This window comes from Mesorhizobium sp. GW821-FHT04C10 (assembly GCF_059420305.1).
Genome location: NZ_JBWKTL010000001.1, coordinates 4,045,576 through 4,062,057, shown reverse-complemented (window position 1 = coordinate 4,062,057; position 16,482 = coordinate 4,045,576). Strand labels below are relative to the sequence as shown.

The window sequence follows — 16,482 nt, the reverse complement described above, 5'->3', positions numbered from 1 at the left end:
GACGGATCGCCGAACGAGAATCCCCAATCTGGGGACACGTGGGATTTCAACAGATTAGAGCGTGAAGCCGAAAAAAGCTGGACGGGTTTTTAAAAAAATCCCGTCCTGGCAGAAAGCGAGAATTCCAGCCGATGGCCTTAGCGGCCATCCGGCGTCCGCACGCCGATCCACTTGTCCTTGACGGCGTTGTAGTGCTCTTCGGGCTTGTACTTGGTCACCGGCAAGCCGAGCCGGTCGACCGACAGGCGGCCCATCGCCGACAGGATGGCATAGCTTGCCACGACCACATCGTGTTCGGAATTGGCCTGGTTGATCTTGGCGGTGATGACGGCGGCCTGCGCGTTGAGCACGTCGAGCGTGGTGCGTTGGCCGACATTGCGCTCCTCGATAACGCCGTTCAGCGCCAGTTGCGCGGCATCGATCACCTGCTTGTTGGCGGAGACGCTCTGTTGGGCGGCGGTGTACTGCGACCATGCGGTGGCGACGGCCTGACGCACCTGGTCACGGCTGACATCGACCTGGATGCGGGCCTCGCCAAGCGATTCCTTGTTCTGCCGCACCACCGCCGATGTCCGCCCGCCAGAATAGATCGGAATGGTCAGCGTCGCGCCGATATTGGCCGACGTCGAATTGCCGTTCGTTCCGACGTTCGGATTGCGATTGAGATAGTCATCCGAGATGCCGGCCGATGCGGAAAGCTGCGGCAACAGCGCGCCTTCCGCCGACTTCACCGAAAACGCGGCCGCGTCGACCAGATGCTGGGTCGCGAGGATAGCCGGATGTTCGGCCGAACCAATTGCAATCGCCGAATTGAGGCTCGCCGGCAACAGTTTCCCCAATGGCGAAGCGGGCTTGAGCTTGCCTGGCTCGTCGCCGACGACCTGGTGATAGGTTGCAGCGCTGGCCAACGCCTGCGCACGGGCGGCACTGAGCGAGGCCACCGCCGAGGCGCGCGACGCGTCGGCCTGGGCGACATCGGTGCGCGTGCCCTCGCCAACCTCGAAACGCGAGCGCGCGGCGCGCGCCTGCTCGGTCAGGAACTGCAGGTTCTGTTCGGTCAGCACGGCGATCTGCCGATCGCGGATCACATCCATATAGGCCGTGGCCGCACTGAACAGCGTGTTCTCTTCGGTATTGCGCAGGCTCTCCACCGACGCCTTCACCTGGGATTCCGCGGCCGCCACATTGTTCCTGGTCTGAAAGCCGTCGAACAGGGTCTGGTTGATGGTGATGCCGACGCTGGCCGACGACGTCTTGCTGTTGGCGCCGCTGGCGCGCGTGTTCACATAATTGGCGTCGGCGGATCCGGCGATGGTTGGGCGCCAGCCGGACTTGGCGATGGCCACGCCTTCATCGGTGACGCGCACGCCGGCGCGGGACGCATTCAGCGAGGAATTATTCTGATAGGCCTTGGCGAGCGCGCCGGTGATGGTTTCCGCGGAGGCGGTCAGTGGAGACAGCGCGGTCGCGGAAACAAGGACAGCGGCAAAAAGGGTCTTGGATACAGACGGCACGGGTATATCCCTCATTCGTTTTCCATGGGAACCGCGCCGCGCCAGCTTCTCACAGGAGTAGCCGGAGTGACGTGTTTCGATGTTCCCTGTCGCTCGGTCCCAAAGTGCCCCCAGTCCGGGATCAGCAACGATTGTTCAAATGCAAGCGACCATGACAAAGCCTTTGCTGCAAGGCCAAACCATTCAGAATTCGAAAGCATGCTCACGTTCGAATCCGGGTAGTGGCTTAATTGCCGCATTAAATGCCCGTCTCCCGGTTACAACCCCCCCAGCCTTGAAAAAAAGTCGCGCCACGCCGGAATTGCCCTGCCCTTCGACCGCGACGAGTCGGCCACCATCGGCGAGCTGATCGAGCAGCGGCGCCGGCACTTTCTCGACGCTGCCGCCGATGAAGATGACGTCATAGGGTGCCTTGGCCGCATGACCTTGCGCCAGCGCGCCCTGGACCACGGTCACATTGCCGCAGCCCAGGCCGGAAAGGGTCGACTCCGCCATTTGCGCCAGCACCGAATCGCTTTCGAGCGCAACGACGGATCTCGCCAGCCGCGACAGGATGGCCGAGGCATAGCCGCTGCCGCTGCCGACATCGAGCGCCGAATCGGTCGGGTTGATCTCGGCCAGTTGCATCAGCTTGGCCAGCGGTGATGCTTCCATGAGATAGCGCGCGCCATCGGCGCCGCCGCCGATGCGGATGTCCTCATCGATATAGGCGAGATCGCGCTGTCGGTCGCCGACGAAGAGCTCGCGCGGCACGGAAAGCAAGGCTTCCAGCAACGGGGCGCTGGTCACGTCGGTGGTGCGAACCTGACCGTCGACCATCTTGACGCGAAGCTCGGAGAAATCAGCGCTCATGTTCCAACCAATCCGCTTGCCGCGTCGAAAACGCGGCTCATTTCGACTGGAACTTCAGGCCCCGGCGCTTTTGCGCGGGAGCCTGGGGCATTGGAGGCCTCGCCCGGAATCGAACCGGGGTGCAAGGATTTGCAGTCCTCTGCGTAACCACTCCGCCACGAGGCCTCATTGCTCCCGGCGTTCCACCCGGTTCCAATAGGTTGCGGCGAAAATGGCGTCAAGCGGCCTCCATGCATTCCTCGCGGTTTCCTCTGAATGAATCCTTACCCCCACATCGGGCGTCGCGGCCACGGTGATCACGACGCATATTAGCACGGCATTAGGTATAACAGCAGATCACGCGAAACTCCACGCCCCCGGCCGTCGTTGAGAAACGGGAGGACTGTTCCATGCTGCCTGCAAGCCGAACAACGCCCCGAACAACAACGCAATGAACGCCTGGGACGGCTTGTCGCGATCGGTGTGCGAGGAGTTGCTGCGGCATGCCATCGACTGCCTTGCGATAGACGGCGCCGCCAAGCTCTCGCCGCGTGACCGCGCGCGCCTCGCCTCGGCTGCCGCCATTCTCAGGGAAATCCGCGAGGACCTGGAAAGAAGTGCGGACCGGCAAGCGGATTCGCGAAAATCCGAAACCCGAACAAGGGCATGACGCGCCGGCAGGTCGGCCCGGTCAAGGACGCGGCTCGGTGACCGTCGTTCAGTCCGGACGCCGCCGCCGCTCCCACCACACGACGAGGCGACGACGATGGCGCCGCACCATGGCGAATTCATAAGAAAGCACCAGCAGTCCGATCGGAACCATCCAGAAGCCAAGAATCGGCAGAAACCCGAGAATGCCGCCCATGGTCAAAAGAACACCGATCGTGATTCTGAGGCCCCGCGACTGCGGCATGGTGAACTCGCGCCCGAAAATCGAGATCTTTCGTGCCGGTATCCGGTTTTCGTCTGCTGCCGTCATCGCGAATGGCTGCCCATCTGGTGGCTCGATAATGTCAGTTTACGAAAGCCGCGACCGCCCTATCGGTTCCGCGCCCGTCGCCAAGACGGCTAATATGAGGGCGGACACCATCGATTGCGAGAAACCGCCGCGCGAAAAAGTCTCGGAAAAATACGAAATGCTTCTTTGCAAAGCCGAAAGGGGTTTGCTATAGGCTGCGCCACTTGCTGAAAGAGCCTCCGTTCCCCGGTAGCTCAGTGGTAGAGCAACCGGCTGTTAACCGGTTGGTCGCTGGTTCGAATCCGGCCCGGGGAGCCAATTTGCTTGTGCAAAGCCATATTTGCCAATAATTTCAGTCGCTAGGTGCTCCCTCCGGTACACATTCCGGTACACGGGAGGCCCACAATGGGGCTAATTTTGAAATACATCGTGCCTACCAAGGCAGGGACTTGGCATTATCGCAGACGACTTCCAAAGGCAGTGGCTGAGGCATCGGGACGAGGCGAATTCAAACGCCTGTTGGGCTCAACAGAGAAAGAGGCCGCGCGGAACTGGCCCAAGGTCAATCTGGAGTTTGAGAGGTACGTTGCGGCTGTCCTCCGCAGGCGGAGCAACGGAACCGACGCAAAAGCTGTCACGCCGATGGAAATCTACCGCGAGGCGTTGGAACTTGCACAGGCGTCCGCAACCCTCGGCAGTCGCACCTTTCCGGGCGGAAGCCCCGAAGCCACAGAGATTCTCCGCGAAAGCTATCTCTCGGCGTTCACCGAACACCCCGAGACTGGCGAACCTGTCGGCGTCCCGGAGGTGCAAGCCATGGCGCTGGCTATGTTGTCCAAGAAGGGCAACGTCCCCCGCCCCGAGCCAACGGTCGAGGATGCCCGGAAGCTGTATCTCAAAGAGATAGTGGGCGACGACGGCAAGAAGAAATTGGAACTGGCTAGGGTTTTCACTTTCGTCAGCGAGGCCCTCGGAGGGGACCGGACGCTTCGAAGCCTCAAGCGGCAGGACGCGAAAGAAGTTCGGGATCACATGGCAGACGGCCGCAAGGCGTCATCCGTGGACCGATATTTAAACGTGGTCCGAGCCGCGCTCAATCATGCAATCCGCGAGTTTGACCTTACCGACTTAGTTAACCCGTTCATGCACCTTGAGGTCGGCAAGAAGGACGAGGCGGAACCTGACCGCGATAAGCGCCGCCCCTTCGCCCCGAAGGAACTGGAGGCCACCAATCGGCGCATTGAAGCCCGCGCTAAAAGCGATCTCCGGCAGATTTGGCAGATGCTGGAGGGGACAGGATGCCGTCTTGCCGAGGTGGCGGGCCTGCGGGTTTCGGACGTTCACCTTGACCATGCTATTCCGCATATCGTGGTCGAGTGGCACGACGAGCGCCGTATCAAGAACATGGTTTCACGCCGTGCGGTGCCGTTGATAGGCATGGCCCTTACGGCGGCCACAGAGGCCGTAGCAGCAGCAAAGGGTCAGACCCTACTCTTCCCCGCATATGGTCGTAGCGGTGGCCCTGCGTCCGCCTCTGCCGCTTTAGGCAAGCATGTGCGGGCCACGGTCAGTGACACCAAAGTCACCACACACTCGCTACGCCACCTCATGAAAGACCGGCTGCGATTGGCGGGCGTGACAAAGTCAGACCAAGACATCGTCCTCGGCCATTCCTCCGGCAGCGTCGGGGAGGACTACGGTGGCGACGAGGCGCGGCTCGTGGTCGCCGCTAGGGCATTGAAAGCCGCCCTGGCTGGCGTCAAGAAAGCGGCTTAGCCGGAAAACAGGCCCCGCCCAAAGCGCGTAAGCGTCTCCAAGCGGGGCCACTAGGTGTTATCGGTCTCTGTTGACGTTCCAGCCGTCGATGACGGTGGTGTTGCCGATCTGGACTTCGGGGATGAGGGACTTGAGCCAGTCGAGGCGCTTCTGCTGCGCGGCCTTGTCTGCATCCCGAGCCTTCTTGATCCGGCCTTCCAGTTCCCGGCGCTTGGCTTGGAACTCGCCGCTGTCGGAGCGTAGCCGCTCGTCTAGGTTCGACTGGAGCTTGTCGGCCATGAAGCCGGCGACGGACTTGCTCGTGCCTTTCCGCTTTGCCGCCTGATCGCGCCAATACTGGATACGCTCACGCTCTCCGGCGATCTGCGCGTCGTACTTGCGCTTGTACTCGGCCCGCTCGTTGTCCTTGGCTTCGGCCATCTTCCGGACTTCCGCCTCGTGAGCCTTTCGGCGCTCGGTTCGGGTGCCCTCAAGGGAACTGCCGGTGATTGGCGCGGTGCCGATGGGCATACGGAGGGACTTGCTCATCACGTACCATTTGCTCTCCGAGCCGTCCGAGGCAATGTAGAGGTCCGAGGCATCGGTGATGCCGTACTTGGCCCCGAGGTCCTTGAACCGCTTGTCGATCTCGACTTGCATGAGGTCCGGGAAGTCGTCCGGCAGGTCGTTGTTGGCGAACACGAGGACGCCGTTGACAGGTGCGGCGGTGTCGAGGATTTCCTTCTCAAGGTTGGCCTTGATCTCCTTGTCCGTCGCCCCGTTGCGGGACATTTCCTCGATCCGGCTCATGGCGTAGCTGTAGTTGGCGTTGCGGCTGTCGAGCCCGAGGGACGACAGGGTGCTTGTCGCCAGCTTGTCCGCCTTGTCGTACGGAAGAAGGGTCCGGGACTTCTCGGCCTCCGGCTTGGCCGTCCACTGCGCCGCGTACAGGAGCGCCTCGTCCTCCGGCATCCGCCGATGGGTTACGGCAGTGTCGTAGGCTTCGAGGAACTCACGGGACGACTTGTCCGACAGGAGCGTGGAGAGGTAGGCCGGGTTGACCGACTTAAGCTGCCGGTAGAGGGCCACGCTCTGCTTCATGTACTCGGACACTTCGCCCTTCTGGAGGAGCGTGTCCGTGGTGGCGCGACCGGCGATCCCGTTGAGGGTGTTTTGCCAACCATCGTTGACCAGCTTGTTGCCGGCGAACCAATCGACGCGGAGCCTGTCCACCTGTGCCTTGGCAGCTTTCGCGTCCATGCCTTGGGCGACGAGGGTCTCCTGTTGCTCGTTGAACTCGTCCTCCTTCATGTCCACCACATGGTCGATGATGGCCTGCCTGGAGAGCGTCCGGGTGCCTTCGCCCGTGGTGCTGGAAATGTCGGTGTCGCGGATGCGGTTCACTCCGCCTAGGCGGCCCATCGCGGCATACGCTTGGGAATAGACCTGCTGCTCCTCGCGTTCTGACCGCACACGAAGTTCACGCTTCCGGGCCTCCTCTGCGGCCTTGCGCTCCATCAACTCTCGGTTTTTGTTGGACTGATCGACCATCGAGGCCAACTGCGCGTCGTTGTAGAGGCCGGTGCCTTTGCGCTTCTTGGCTTCCTGGAGTGTGAACGCACCCCGGAGAATGAGGTCGTCGTCCTCCATGAACGAGTTAAGACCGTCCTCCCGGACCTTCTTGTCTCGCTGATTGCCGGCCTGTTCGAGCAGCCGGATAGCCTTGTCGGTGTAGCCGGCGATCTTTGCGATGGGTGGCAGCTTGCGCCCGTCAGCGCCCGTGCGGGTGCCTTCGAGCAGAGCCCGCGCCATGTCCTCGTCGCCGTTGAGGGCATACTCCTCGGCCAGCCGGAAGACCGTATCGTTCTGCTCCTGACCGGAGAGCCCGAGGAAGTCCCGGTTCGAGGCCGACTTGGCGAAGACGATCTGGGCTGCTGCCTTGGCGTCCTTGCCGCCGTTGCGGGCGTCGTCCACCGAGTTGCGGAAGCTGTCGATGACGGTCGTGTTCACCTGTTGCTTGGCGAACTCCACCTTGTCCTCGGTGTCCTTCTCCACCCACGCCCGGTGATGTTCCCCGGTCAGGCGGAAGAAGTTGCCCTTGGCGATGTCGTTCGGGAGCGCATCGGCGTACTCCTGCCGCATCCGCTGATACTCTGCATCGGCGTTGCCGGAGGTCCGGTCGAAGTCGGTGTTGTAATACTCCAGCCATTTCTTGCGGAAGTCGTCGTTGGCCCGCTCCCCGAGCAGGGTGTTGAGCGCGTCCTCGCGGACACGAACGCCGTCCGGGGTGCCGTTGCGGGCTTCCTCGCGAAGCTGTTCGGCGGTCATCTGCTGACGCCGTGCAACCCACTCCTCGTTCTCGCGAGACTTCGGATCGGTCTCCTTTTGCGTCTGCACGTTGGCGAAGCTCTGGAGTACGCCGTTTAGGCCCCCCAGAGCCTCGGCAAGGGCACGAAGGTTGCCCCCGACCTGTCGCTCCTGTGGGCGAACAAAGGTGCTACCGGGGATGCCTGCGGGTTGGATTGCGGTTTGACGGAGGGGCGCAATCTGCGCACCCGTCCCAAAGAGGCCGTTGGCCATACTAGTTCCTTTCGGATTGGTGATGTTGATGAGGGAACGTCTGGGCCGTCTGAAAGACGGGGGACCAGACCGGTGGATCATGGGCACACGGGAGCCCCTTGATCTGACGACCTACGGCGGCGCGACTTCGCCCCAGCGATAGACAGCCCACGACACCAAGCCCGAGGGAAGGTGTGTGGAAAGTGCTTGAGTGTCGGCTTGGACGAAGGTGCGAACTCCGTCCCCGTCTGACTAAGCCCTACGCATTACGGCTGTCTCGGGAACTTATTCCCAGAGAGCGAGACGCAGATAATGGGGTGCTGTCTATATAGGGCTTCGCCCTTGGATGCCGGGGGGAGGTCCGCCGTCGAGGTAGGCCCGAAGGGACGGCAACTAGCGTCCACTATAGTAATAGCGGAGTGGTTGACGCAAAACCCCTACGGTATAAGGCTTTGAGCGGCTTTTGAAGGTCAGGCGGCGGAGACGGAGAGGTTTACGGAGTTGTCGTTGTCCGCTCCGACTTCAGCGGCCCACGTTCCCACAACCGGCCAATTCTTCAACCGAGGCGGAAGAGCCTTTAGTCGCTTGTGAGTAGCCTGTTTGCTGATCCCGAGATGTGCTGCCACGGTGGAAAGTGAGTGGCCCTGTCCGACCAACCTCTCGGCCTCCGTAAGTGGTATGTTAGTGGCTTCGAGATTCTGAACCAAGAGGACCATTCCCTCGGGAAGGATCACGTCCATGGCAAGAGTGGGAACAACGCCCCTAGCTCGCCTCCGGTAGATGGTGCCGTAACTTCTGGTTCTCGCCCACGGCGTCAACCTGTGGCGCCCGCCACGGGCTTCCACCATACCGAGCAGCGCAAGCCGCCGCAAAAGGTCTGCCGTGCTGGTCCCTATCAGCTTGGCGAGGTGTCCATAGGGTAACCAACCGGTATGCCACTTGCCGTTGTCGTCCCGAACCTCACCGAGGACGTGGCTATAAGCCTTTGGCGTCCGCGCCGTCATGAGGCAAAACCGAATGACAAAGCCCGAGCCTTCTCCATCTCGGCCCGAGCGAGGCGGTCAACCTCCTCGTTGTGCTTATGTCCGGCGTGGCCCTTCACCCATCGCCACTCGATAACCTTTCCTTCCGAGGCGGCTAGGAGACGTTGCCACAAATCGCGGTTAGCAACGGGCTTGCCGTCTGATGCCTTCCACCCTTTCTTGGGCCAGTTCAGAACCCATTCGGTCATACCCTTCGTAACTAAGCTATTGTCGCCATAGATGACGATGGGGTCCGCCTCCCCCGACTTGATCGCCTCAAGCGCGGCTGCTGCGGCTGTCATCTCCATTCGGACATTGGTGGTCGGTTCGGCCTCGTGCCCTCGGACGGTCCTTCGCTTGAGTTCGGCAGTGCCCTCCATGCGACGAAGCACAGCGGCGTATCCACCGGGGCCGGGATTGCCGGAGCAGGACCCGTCAAAGTGGATCAGTATATGTCGGCCCTCGGGGAGCCAGTCAGATGTGTGCAAGGTTTTCCTTTCGTTGGTCATAGTGGTTCTAGCGATCAGTATCCAAGGCGGCGACGGTCGGCGGCGATGAGCAAACCGAGGGGATTGTGGTCGGTCCCATCTCGACAGAAATTCACCTCGCCAGCGGCCAACATTTCATCGACCATCCGGGATCCCCTTGGGCGACGAACCGGCGTGATTGGGGTGGCTTCGATGCTTTGGAGTTCCGGCCACCGGGCCTGTAGCATTTCCATCTTGTCGATTAGCGCCGACAGAGTGAGAATCGGCGTGACCACGTTCGGGTTCATGCCCATTCCCCCGCGCGTCAGATTTTGCAGATAGCGGACATCCCGCCCCACGGCTGTGAGCAGTGCTGGGAGGTCGATGTCGTCTGCCAGCGCCTCCGGTTCCCTGAAGTCGTCCAGGACCCTTTGTCGCTTGGAATAACGGGCATGGACGGCGGCCAGCCAAGCCGACAACTCCTTAGCAAGCGCCAAAGGCTTCTCGACATTTGGATCAGCTTTCCGCCCGCCCCTTAGGAGAAGAGCAAGGACCTTTGCCTTTGCGGAGGCGACCTCCAGAATGCGGTAGTCATTCTCGGCCGCAATCTTGGCGGCGAGGTCAGGGTTGTGATCGGTGTTCATTTCAGTTCCTTGATTGCAGTTGCTATTGCTTCGCGCCCCTCGCGTGCCTCCTCCCGGTCTCGTTCGTCCAGAAGAGCCAGCTGGAGCCCGGCGGCACCAAACGCGCGTGACAGCTTCTGACCGATGATGCCGCCGGCTTTCGGCGTCATCTCCCGATAGAAGTACTTCTGCTTTCCCGTGCGTTGGTCGTACATCTGGCCAGTATGGCGGCTGGTGAGCGCACGAACGCGGCGGACCAGTTGCAGGCGAAAGGCGCTGTCCGAACGAAAGCGCCACGGCATGTCACGCCATAAGATAAACATTGCGAGCGTGGTGATGACGATCTTGCGTGGCTCGTTGTCGGCATCAATGTTGAGTAGTTCATGAGCGGCGCTGCGCTCATACCGATTGCCGACACAACGAGAGGCTTCGGTCCTCGCCTCGGCGACGATGGTGCCCCAAAGGGCGTCGAGATGATCCCAGAGCGGGCTATCTCCATTCTTCAATATGCGAGCCCGCACGCGGTCGATGAAGGGTTTGAGTTCTGCTACCGCAATGGCTTTCTGTGTGGGGTCTCCTTGTCGGCGGTTGGTGGATTTGTGGTGGCGGCAGTGCTGTGAGAAACGCGAGGATGCTGGTGCTCCGCAATGGGGAACACGGCAAGTTCTACCCGTCATGCGCCGCCTTGGGATTCTGTGCTGGTCAAATGAGCTCCTAATGGGCTTGGTATCCGCCTCTAGACGCACAGTGGCGGAAGGTTGAAAGAACGCGCACACGACGCTCGATTGGTCGGATACGCAGTAATTGGGGGCTGGTAGCCCCCTGTGCGGTGCGCCGTGTAGGGTTCATCCCATGGCCGGACGCATGAATGGCTAGGTCGTACCTACGCCACCGCCGACTTGCGGTTTCCTCCTGTCGGGCCTGTCCCGATCAGTCCGGCCTCTGGCCGGTTCCGCTTGTCCCTTTGTGTCTCCTGAACCGGCGCATAGGCGACGTGGAAGCGGGGGCGGTCCCGCCTTGGTAAATTTGGGGAGATATTGGTTGATCCGCCGGAAGATCGGCGGGGCCTCGAATGCGGAGGCTTGTCGAACACTTGGGTTCAGCGGCCCCGGACCTTTCGGTCTCCGCCGCTCGGGTAGGCGATGGGAGCGGCTCTGCGCTCCGTAGACCCAATATGGACGTTGTATCCGTTGGCGTCAACCGGAAAAACGCAGCATGTTCAATAGGATAACACACACATTTTCAGACATCCCGTGCGGACCCATGCGGTCCAACGGGTTGCGGACTTATTGTGCCCAAAACTGTGCCCAAACTTTTTTGCGCACGATGTGACGAAGGCCCGGACGTTTTGCCGAGCCCCCGACTAGCTATGTATCCCCTGATGCGGCGCACGGTTTTTGCGTCACCTCACCGGGCGGAAAAGTTTCCGTTCACGCGCCGTTTGCCATGCCCGTGGCGGAAGCAATCTGCGGACAGATCGCCGCGAAGGTCTTCCGGCAGCATGGCGTTGAACTCGGCAATCTTCATGACAGCCCATCGGAAGGGGTCAAGAACCTCTGGAGAGGCAATCCCCGCCCCCGTGGCAACGCTCATTGAGGCTTGCAGTAGGAAGTCGTCGGCAGCGCGAAGGCACGATAGTGCGGTCAGGACATCGGCGGTCAGGCCGTTGGCGGCGGCGGCTCCGTAGTAGGCATCATCTGCCGCTATCAACATCTCCAACGACGCTTTGAACGCATCCAGCGTCTTGATGGTTGAGCGGGCGGTTTCGGCTGTGGTCTGCATAGAAAATCTCCAGTGCGTGAGCGATCGACGCGCCAACCTTTGCAGACTGAATTAATGTTTAAAAGCAGATAGTTATCCCACTATAGGGACCGTCTCGGTGGTGGGACTATCTCACGCAAAACTGTTCCCACCATCGAGACAGTGCTTAGCAGTCGCTAAAAGGGTGCAGGGTTGCGGAGGTCTCCGAAAGGTCCCACTACGGAAACCATTCTTGACACTTTGTCGCACCATCGCAGACTGCCTTATGCAGGCGGCAAACAGAAAAAGGCCCCCGGTTGATGCACCAAGGGCCTTTGAGATTGAGGCAAGAAGATCGGGTGGGGCCGCTACGCCTCGGCACCGTCGCGGGCGTTCTTCAGGACACGGAAGACGCTTGTCCTCCCTACCCCGGTCTCTGCCGCTATCGCCTCGGCGGTTTTCCCCTCCCCGCGAAGCCTCAAGATGTCCTCGGCCTTGTTCCGGGCTGTCGGTGCCCTGCCCTTGTACTTGCCATCTGCCTTTGCCTTGGCGATGCCGTCTCGCTGCCTCTCAAGCATCAACTCCCGCTCGAACTCGGCAATGGAGCCCAATAGGTTCACCATGAGCTTCCCCGTAGGTGTCCCCGTGTCGAGATTCATGGCGAGGATGCGGAGGCCGACGCCTTTCCCGTTGAGCCGGCCTGTGATCGCCACGAGGTCCGCAACCGAACGCGCTAGACGGTCCAGCTTCGTCACGATGAACGTGTCGCCCTGGCGGACGTATTCCAATGCCGCTTCTAGCTGTCCCCGCTTCCCCGCCGCTACCGAGGACACTTCTTCGCTAAAGATGCGGTCGCACCCGATGCCCTCAAGGTCCCTAAGCTGCCCCGCAAGGCCCGCCTTCTGGTCCGTGGTCGAGGTCCGAGCATAACCCACTAGCTGCCCTCGTGGCGGCTGTTCACCCGTGGCGGTCTTCGTTCTGTTCGCTGTCATGGCAAGCCCTTCCGTTCCAATAGCCTCATTAGCCTTGTGGAACGATGCGTCCCAAAAGTCAATATCCACCCTATTTGAACGCTGATTGAGGCCGCTCGGAGCGTACCACTAGGGCAAGGTCTAAGTGGACGGAATCACGAAGCTCCTCCGAGCATCGCGCCGGCTATCGGGGCAGAAGGAAACGGGCGGCGGGGCGATGACATCGTGCGGCCTAAAGGGAGACCATGCGCTGTCGTCCAGTGGCTGGACCCCCACGGGGGGCCTCACGGTTCCGCACTGGTCGATGTCAGGCTGACAGATTTTTTGGTATTTTTGAAACGGGGAGCCGGCCCTTTTTGTCGAAGGGTGCACCCGTAACATTCGACCTGGAGATTGGATATATCGGAGGAGCGGCCAAGCGACAAACGGACGGCGCGGCGCCGTTCAAACGGCCCTACTGAGCGGCTTAGTGAGCCTTTCTGCTATGGACGGCGACTATTTGCGGGAATTGCAAAACCGCGACGAACATGGGATGCAGGCGGCTCCACTCCCGTGGCGGATTGCACGGCTCCAAGCCATCCATAAGCACGTCGGGCAAAGCAGGGGAAAAGGCATGGCAAACACGGAAGGCGGAGACCAAGGGCCTTCGCAAGATGCAGAAGAAAATGCAGGTACCGGGACTCCCGCACCCGCAGTGATTAATGCGCCAGTTGACGACGGCGAAGGCGATGTCGCCCCCGCTGATCTGAGATTTGATCCTGTTAATCCGCGCATGCCGTTGATGACGTTCCATGAGGAACCTGATGCCGTCCGCTACCTGAAGGACAGCTTCGACGTGGACGAGCTTGTCCGATCAATCTTGGTTACCGGATGGTTGGACTTCGAGCCACTAATCGTAGAACGGGGAAGCAACATCGTTCTTGAGGGGAACCGCCGGCTTGCGGCGTTGAGGCTGATTGCTTCACCGGGGCTGAGAGCACAGGTGGGTTATACCCTGCCCGAGATACCCAACGCCAAACCGTTGCCAGCGACCATAAGGGTGCGTTGGGTCCCAGACCGCAAGGCGGCGCGTTCATTCATCGGCTTCAAACATGTCAATGGCCCTGCCAAGTGGGACGCATATGCGAAGGCAAGATTTGCGGTTGACTGGCTGAACGATCAAGGCTCTCTCAGCGAAGTTAGCCGTGCCCTTGGTGATAATCATAACACGATACGTCGTCTGGTAGACGGCTGGCGGGTGCTAGAACAAGCGGTCTCGTGGGGCTTTGACATTGGGCAGCGTGGAACGAAACGCTTTTCATTCTCCCATCTTTATACGGCCATCGCACGTCCGTCGGTACGACAATATCTCGGCCTTACGTCCGACCTATCTGACGTCGTGCCGCAGAACCCGGTGCCGGCAGATCATCGCGCTCAACTGATCGAACTCATGGGATGGCTATATGGACAGGGTTCAGATCGGCCCCCGGTGCTGCGTAGTCAAAATCCTGATCTCAATCGAATAGCGGAAGTTCTCGCCAGCGCGACTGCAACGGCGGAGCTTGTCCGGTCACGAAATCTCGATGCCGCATACGAAGAGGTCGTCCCGAAGTCTAGTCGTTTTGTCGACGCGCTTTATGACGCCGTCAGAAGTGCAGAAAAGGCAGCAGGACTGAACGCGTCTTACAATGGAGACCCAACGCATTTTGAAGCGGCCCTCAACTTGTTTGCCACTGTGCGAGGTCTGCGAGACAATATGCGCAAGAAGATCGAAGGTGATGAAGAATAATGCCACTTCTATCACCCGTAAAAGTGACCCATCGAAGCAAGTGGGCCGACTATTTGGAAATGTTATCTGTCGTTTCTCCAGAGCGAGTGTGCACGTCACACGATATACGGAAGGTGATCGACCTACAGTCAGACGGTGAAGAGGCCGGGATTGAGGTGGACCCGGCTACGGGAGAAGCGCTAGACAAAGAAATATTGGAACCTCAAAGCTCCGCAATTGTCGACCAAGTGCATGATGAGCTCGTCTATCGCTCAAAGATATGCGGTGAGCACTATCCTTTTGAGATCGAGTACGGGGCCGGCGTCGAATGTTTCAATGGCACGTTTCGGCTTAGGTGCAGACTTGGTGAAATCACTGAAGGAAGCAAATATATTTTTTATCTACTCGGTTTGCTGGAGACCGGGGTGCGGGATGAAATTATCGCAGTAGGGGACACAAACGTAACCAGTCACAGGCTTGGGCTCCTGTTTCAAGTTGCGAGTTGCCTGGCAATGGGCGGGTATTTGAAGGGACACGTAATCTGGTTCGGCTTCCCGAGACCGGAGCGTACAGCCTTCCTCCCGGCACTTGCGGCCGCAGTTGAAAGGTTCGGCAACCATGTGGTGGTCAACAGCGTTCCGGCCGGCTATCCACCACAACTTAAGGACGCGGGCATAGACATCATCGCGTGGATAGACTTTGCCGACGGCAGGGGTGCCCGCAGTGTGATATTTGGCCAAGTCGCTTCAGGATACGATTGGACGGGGAAAACCCTCCTTGGGTTCAAAACAAAATTCATGAATTGGTTCGACCCCCCGCCGCCGGCACATGTTGCGCCCGCAATACTCATTCCCTTTCCGATCCATCATGACCTTGATGAAAGTAATGAGTATACGTGGGATCAACAAATGAATGGCCGAATGCTTTATCACTCTAGTGATTTCGGCGTCATTTTTGATCGGTTCAGAGTGGCCAAGTTCGCAGCCATCGCTCAAGAATTGAGTGAGGGCGAAAGGGCGCTGATCGACGGCTTTCCTCAGCTTCATACAGTGACCGAATGGATTGGCGATATGCTCGCTGAACTTACGGAGGCAGCGGCTTGAGACATCCCCTCCATGCTATCTGTCCCTATTTCGCGATGTTTCCAGAGGATTTCGTAGCTAGGCAACTCCTCGCTTTCACGCGCCCCGGCGACCTGATCTTGGATCCTTTCTGCGGCCGGGGTACCACGATTTTGGAAAGCCTGTTGAGCAATAGGCGTGTCATTGGGACGGACGTCAATCTCGTTGCGGCCTGCGTGTCCGGAGCAAAGGCCGACGTGCCGCAGAGAGAGCGAGCCATTGCTCGTTTGGGCGAACTCCGCGATCGGTATCCAACGGCAGAAGTCAGCCTTCCATCCGAGGAATTTTTTGAACACTGTTTCCATGCCGAAACGCTTCGGGAAATTGCGTTTCTGCGACGGGAATTGAATTGGCGCGAAAATACAGAGGACCGCTTCATAGCGGCTGTACTCCTTGGCATATTGCATGGAGAAGCGCATCGCTCGCCAAATTACTTGAGCAATAGAATGCCTCGCACCATTAGCACCAAACCCGAGTATTCAATTCGATGGTGGCGAGAGCGGGGATTGCAGCCAGACAGACGCCCTGTTTTCGAGATTTTACCTCCTTTGATAAACTACAGGCTGTCGGTTCCCACACCATCGGGTCAGGCGAGAGTGGTCCTTGAAGATGCGCGTCGGTGCGCCGATGTTTTCCCCGAGTTCCTCAGCGAGGTGAAACTGGTCGTAACTTCGCCTCCGTATCTCGACACCACTGACTACTCGGAGGATCAGTGGTTGCGGTTGTGGTTTCTTGGCGGCCCGACGACGCCTACGCGCCTCCTTAGCAAGGATGATAGACACAAGGTTGCTGCCAATTATTGGAAGTTCCTAGAAGACGCGTGGAAGGGCTGCGCTCCGCTACTCCACGGAAAGGCTACGATCGTCGTTCGCATCGGCGGACGGAAACAGTCTGTAGCCGAACTGGCGGACGGATTGCTAAATTCGCTTCGGCGGGGCCTGCAGGTGGGGGTTGACCTTCTCGGCGCCCCCGTAACTACCGACATAAAGCGGGGTCAGATCAACTCGTTTAGGCCCGGCAGCAAGCGGCAGGAGAAGCAGGAACACGACTTCGTGTTTCGGCTGACCTAGGTCGCAAGCGTGAACATGCGGCCGTTCTAGACCTTGATCAGTAGCTTCACTTTGCTATCATTGCGTCGCGGTACACAAATGCGCCCGCATGAGGTACACAACCA

The 16,482-nt window shown here is 59.7% G+C and carries 14 protein-coding genes and 2 tRNA genes; 6 read left to right on the top strand and 10 right to left on the bottom strand.

Translation table 11 applies throughout. The features are described 5' to 3' along the window. Positions 1-137: 137 nt before the first annotated feature. The 3 genes from AC07UC_RS19605 to AC07UC_RS19595 form a co-directional block, all read right to left on the bottom strand. Complete coding sequence (locus AC07UC_RS19605; protein WP_140773931.1) at positions 138-1,514, bottom strand: TolC family outer membrane protein; 1,377 nt, start codon at positions 1,512-1,514, stop codon at positions 138-140. A 183-nt stretch (positions 1,515-1,697) separates the two neighbouring features. Next, complete coding sequence (locus AC07UC_RS19600) at positions 1,698-2,366, bottom strand: protein-L-isoaspartate O-methyltransferase family protein (protein WP_140773122.1); 669 nt, start codon at positions 2,364-2,366, stop codon at positions 1,698-1,700. Between the two features lie 91 nt (positions 2,367-2,457). After that, a tRNA-Cys gene (locus tag AC07UC_RS19595) sits at positions 2,458-2,531 on the bottom strand. A gap of 265 nt (positions 2,532-2,796) precedes the next feature. On the opposite strand from AC07UC_RS19595, the gene AC07UC_RS19590 reads away from it, so the two are divergent. Then, entirely contained in the window at positions 2,797-3,015 is a 219-nt protein-coding gene (locus tag AC07UC_RS19590; protein WP_181179899.1) for a hypothetical protein, read from the top strand. Between the two features lie 48 nt (positions 3,016-3,063). Here AC07UC_RS19590 and AC07UC_RS19585 read toward each other — a convergent pair whose 3' ends face one another. Then, on the bottom strand, positions 3,064-3,324 hold the full coding sequence (locus AC07UC_RS19585; RefSeq protein WP_140773120.1) for a hypothetical protein: 261 nt from the start codon (positions 3,322-3,324) through the stop codon (positions 3,064-3,066). Positions 3,325-3,546: 222 nt separating this feature from the next. Here AC07UC_RS19585 and AC07UC_RS19580 point away from each other — a divergent pair. Both AC07UC_RS19580 and AC07UC_RS19575 read left to right on the top strand, forming a co-directional pair. Next, positions 3,547-3,621: transfer RNA gene (locus tag AC07UC_RS19580), tRNA-Asn, on the top strand. Positions 3,622-3,720: 99 nt separating this feature from the next. Continuing rightward, positions 3,721-5,079 carry a site-specific integrase gene (locus tag AC07UC_RS19575; RefSeq protein ID WP_494907105.1) on the top strand — a complete coding sequence of 453 codons (1,359 nt, stop codon included), beginning with the start codon at positions 3,721-3,723 and terminating at the stop codon, positions 5,077-5,079. Between the two features lie 57 nt (positions 5,080-5,136). Here the strand turns inward: AC07UC_RS19575 and AC07UC_RS19570 are convergent, their stop codons facing one another. The 6 genes from AC07UC_RS19570 to AC07UC_RS19545 all read right to left on the bottom strand — a co-directional run bounded on the left by AC07UC_RS19570 (position 5,137) and on the right by AC07UC_RS19545 (position 12,461). After that, positions 5,137-7,638 (bottom strand): hypothetical protein, encoded by a 2,502-nt coding sequence (locus AC07UC_RS19570; RefSeq protein WP_494907104.1) that lies wholly within the window; start codon positions 7,636-7,638, stop codon positions 5,137-5,139. Positions 7,639-8,617: 979 nt separating this feature from the next. Then, a complete protein-coding gene (rnhA, locus tag AC07UC_RS19565) occupies positions 8,618-9,148 on the bottom strand; it encodes a ribonuclease HI (protein ID WP_494907103.1) in 531 nt (176 codons plus the stop codon). A 14-nt stretch (positions 9,149-9,162) separates the two neighbouring features. Beyond that, on the bottom strand, positions 9,163-9,750 hold the full coding sequence (locus tag AC07UC_RS19560; protein WP_494907102.1) for a hypothetical protein: 588 nt from the start codon (positions 9,748-9,750) through the stop codon (positions 9,163-9,165). After that, positions 9,747-10,235 (bottom strand): hypothetical protein, encoded by a 489-nt coding sequence (locus AC07UC_RS19555; protein WP_494907101.1) that lies wholly within the window; start codon positions 10,233-10,235, stop codon positions 9,747-9,749. Before AC07UC_RS19555 ends, AC07UC_RS19560 begins: the two co-directional genes overlap by 4 nt. Before the next feature lie 901 nt (positions 10,236-11,136). Next, positions 11,137-11,511 (bottom strand): hypothetical protein, encoded by a 375-nt coding sequence (locus AC07UC_RS19550; RefSeq protein WP_494907100.1) that lies wholly within the window; start codon positions 11,509-11,511, stop codon positions 11,137-11,139. 326 nt (positions 11,512-11,837) lie between these two features. Next, the gene (locus AC07UC_RS19545; protein ID WP_494907099.1) at positions 11,838-12,461 is read right to left on the bottom strand and encodes a recombinase family protein; all 624 of its coding nucleotides are present in this window, start codon (positions 12,459-12,461) and stop codon (positions 11,838-11,840) included. Between the two features lie 463 nt (positions 12,462-12,924). Here AC07UC_RS19545 and AC07UC_RS19540 point away from each other — a divergent pair, with 463 nt between their 5' ends. The 3 genes from AC07UC_RS19540 to AC07UC_RS19530 all read left to right on the top strand — a co-directional run bounded on the left by AC07UC_RS19540 (position 12,925) and on the right by AC07UC_RS19530 (position 16,378). Then, positions 12,925-14,208, top strand: coding sequence for a ParB N-terminal domain-containing protein (locus AC07UC_RS19540; protein WP_494907098.1), 1,284 nt, complete (start codon positions 12,925-12,927; stop codon positions 14,206-14,208). 113 nt (positions 14,209-14,321) lie between these two features. After that, positions 14,322-15,290 carry a hypothetical protein gene (locus AC07UC_RS19535; RefSeq protein WP_494907097.1) on the top strand — a complete coding sequence of 323 codons (969 nt, stop codon included), beginning with the start codon at positions 14,322-14,324 and terminating at the stop codon, positions 15,288-15,290. Then, positions 15,287-16,378, top strand: a complete 1,092-nt coding sequence (locus AC07UC_RS19530; protein WP_494907096.1) for a DNA methyltransferase — start codon at positions 15,287-15,289, stop codon at positions 16,376-16,378. The genes AC07UC_RS19535 and AC07UC_RS19530 overlap by 4 nt, the downstream gene beginning before the upstream one ends. The last annotated feature ends 104 nt before the right edge of the window (positions 16,379-16,482 follow it).

Excerpts from the sequence above, each read along its gene's own strand:
- AC07UC_RS19600 (WP_140773122.1), bottom strand. The coding sequence starts at position 2,366 with ATGAGCGCTGATTTCTCCGAGCTTCGCGTCAAGATGGTCGACGGTCAG.
- AC07UC_RS19590 (WP_181179899.1), top strand. The coding sequence starts at position 2,797 with ATGAACGCCTGGGACGGCTTGTCGCGATCGGTGTGCGAGGAGTTGCTG.
- AC07UC_RS19585 (WP_140773120.1), bottom strand. The coding sequence starts at position 3,324 with ATGACGGCAGCAGACGAAAACCGGATACCGGCACGAAAGATCTCGATT.
- AC07UC_RS19570 (WP_494907104.1), bottom strand. The coding sequence starts at position 7,638 with ATGGCCAACGGCCTCTTTGGGACGGGTGCGCAGATTGCGCCCCTCCGT.
- rnhA (WP_494907103.1), bottom strand. The coding sequence starts at position 9,148 with ATGACCAACGAAAGGAAAACCTTGCACACATCTGACTGGCTCCCCGAG.
- AC07UC_RS19560 (WP_494907102.1), bottom strand. The coding sequence starts at position 9,750 with ATGAACACCGATCACAACCCTGACCTCGCCGCCAAGATTGCGGCCGAG.
- AC07UC_RS19550 (WP_494907100.1), bottom strand. The coding sequence starts at position 11,511 with ATGCAGACCACAGCCGAAACCGCCCGCTCAACCATCAAGACGCTGGAT.
- AC07UC_RS19545 (WP_494907099.1), bottom strand. The coding sequence starts at position 12,461 with ATGACAGCGAACAGAACGAAGACCGCCACGGGTGAACAGCCGCCACGA.
- AC07UC_RS19540 (WP_494907098.1), top strand. The coding sequence starts at position 12,925 with ATGGACGGCGACTATTTGCGGGAATTGCAAAACCGCGACGAACATGGG.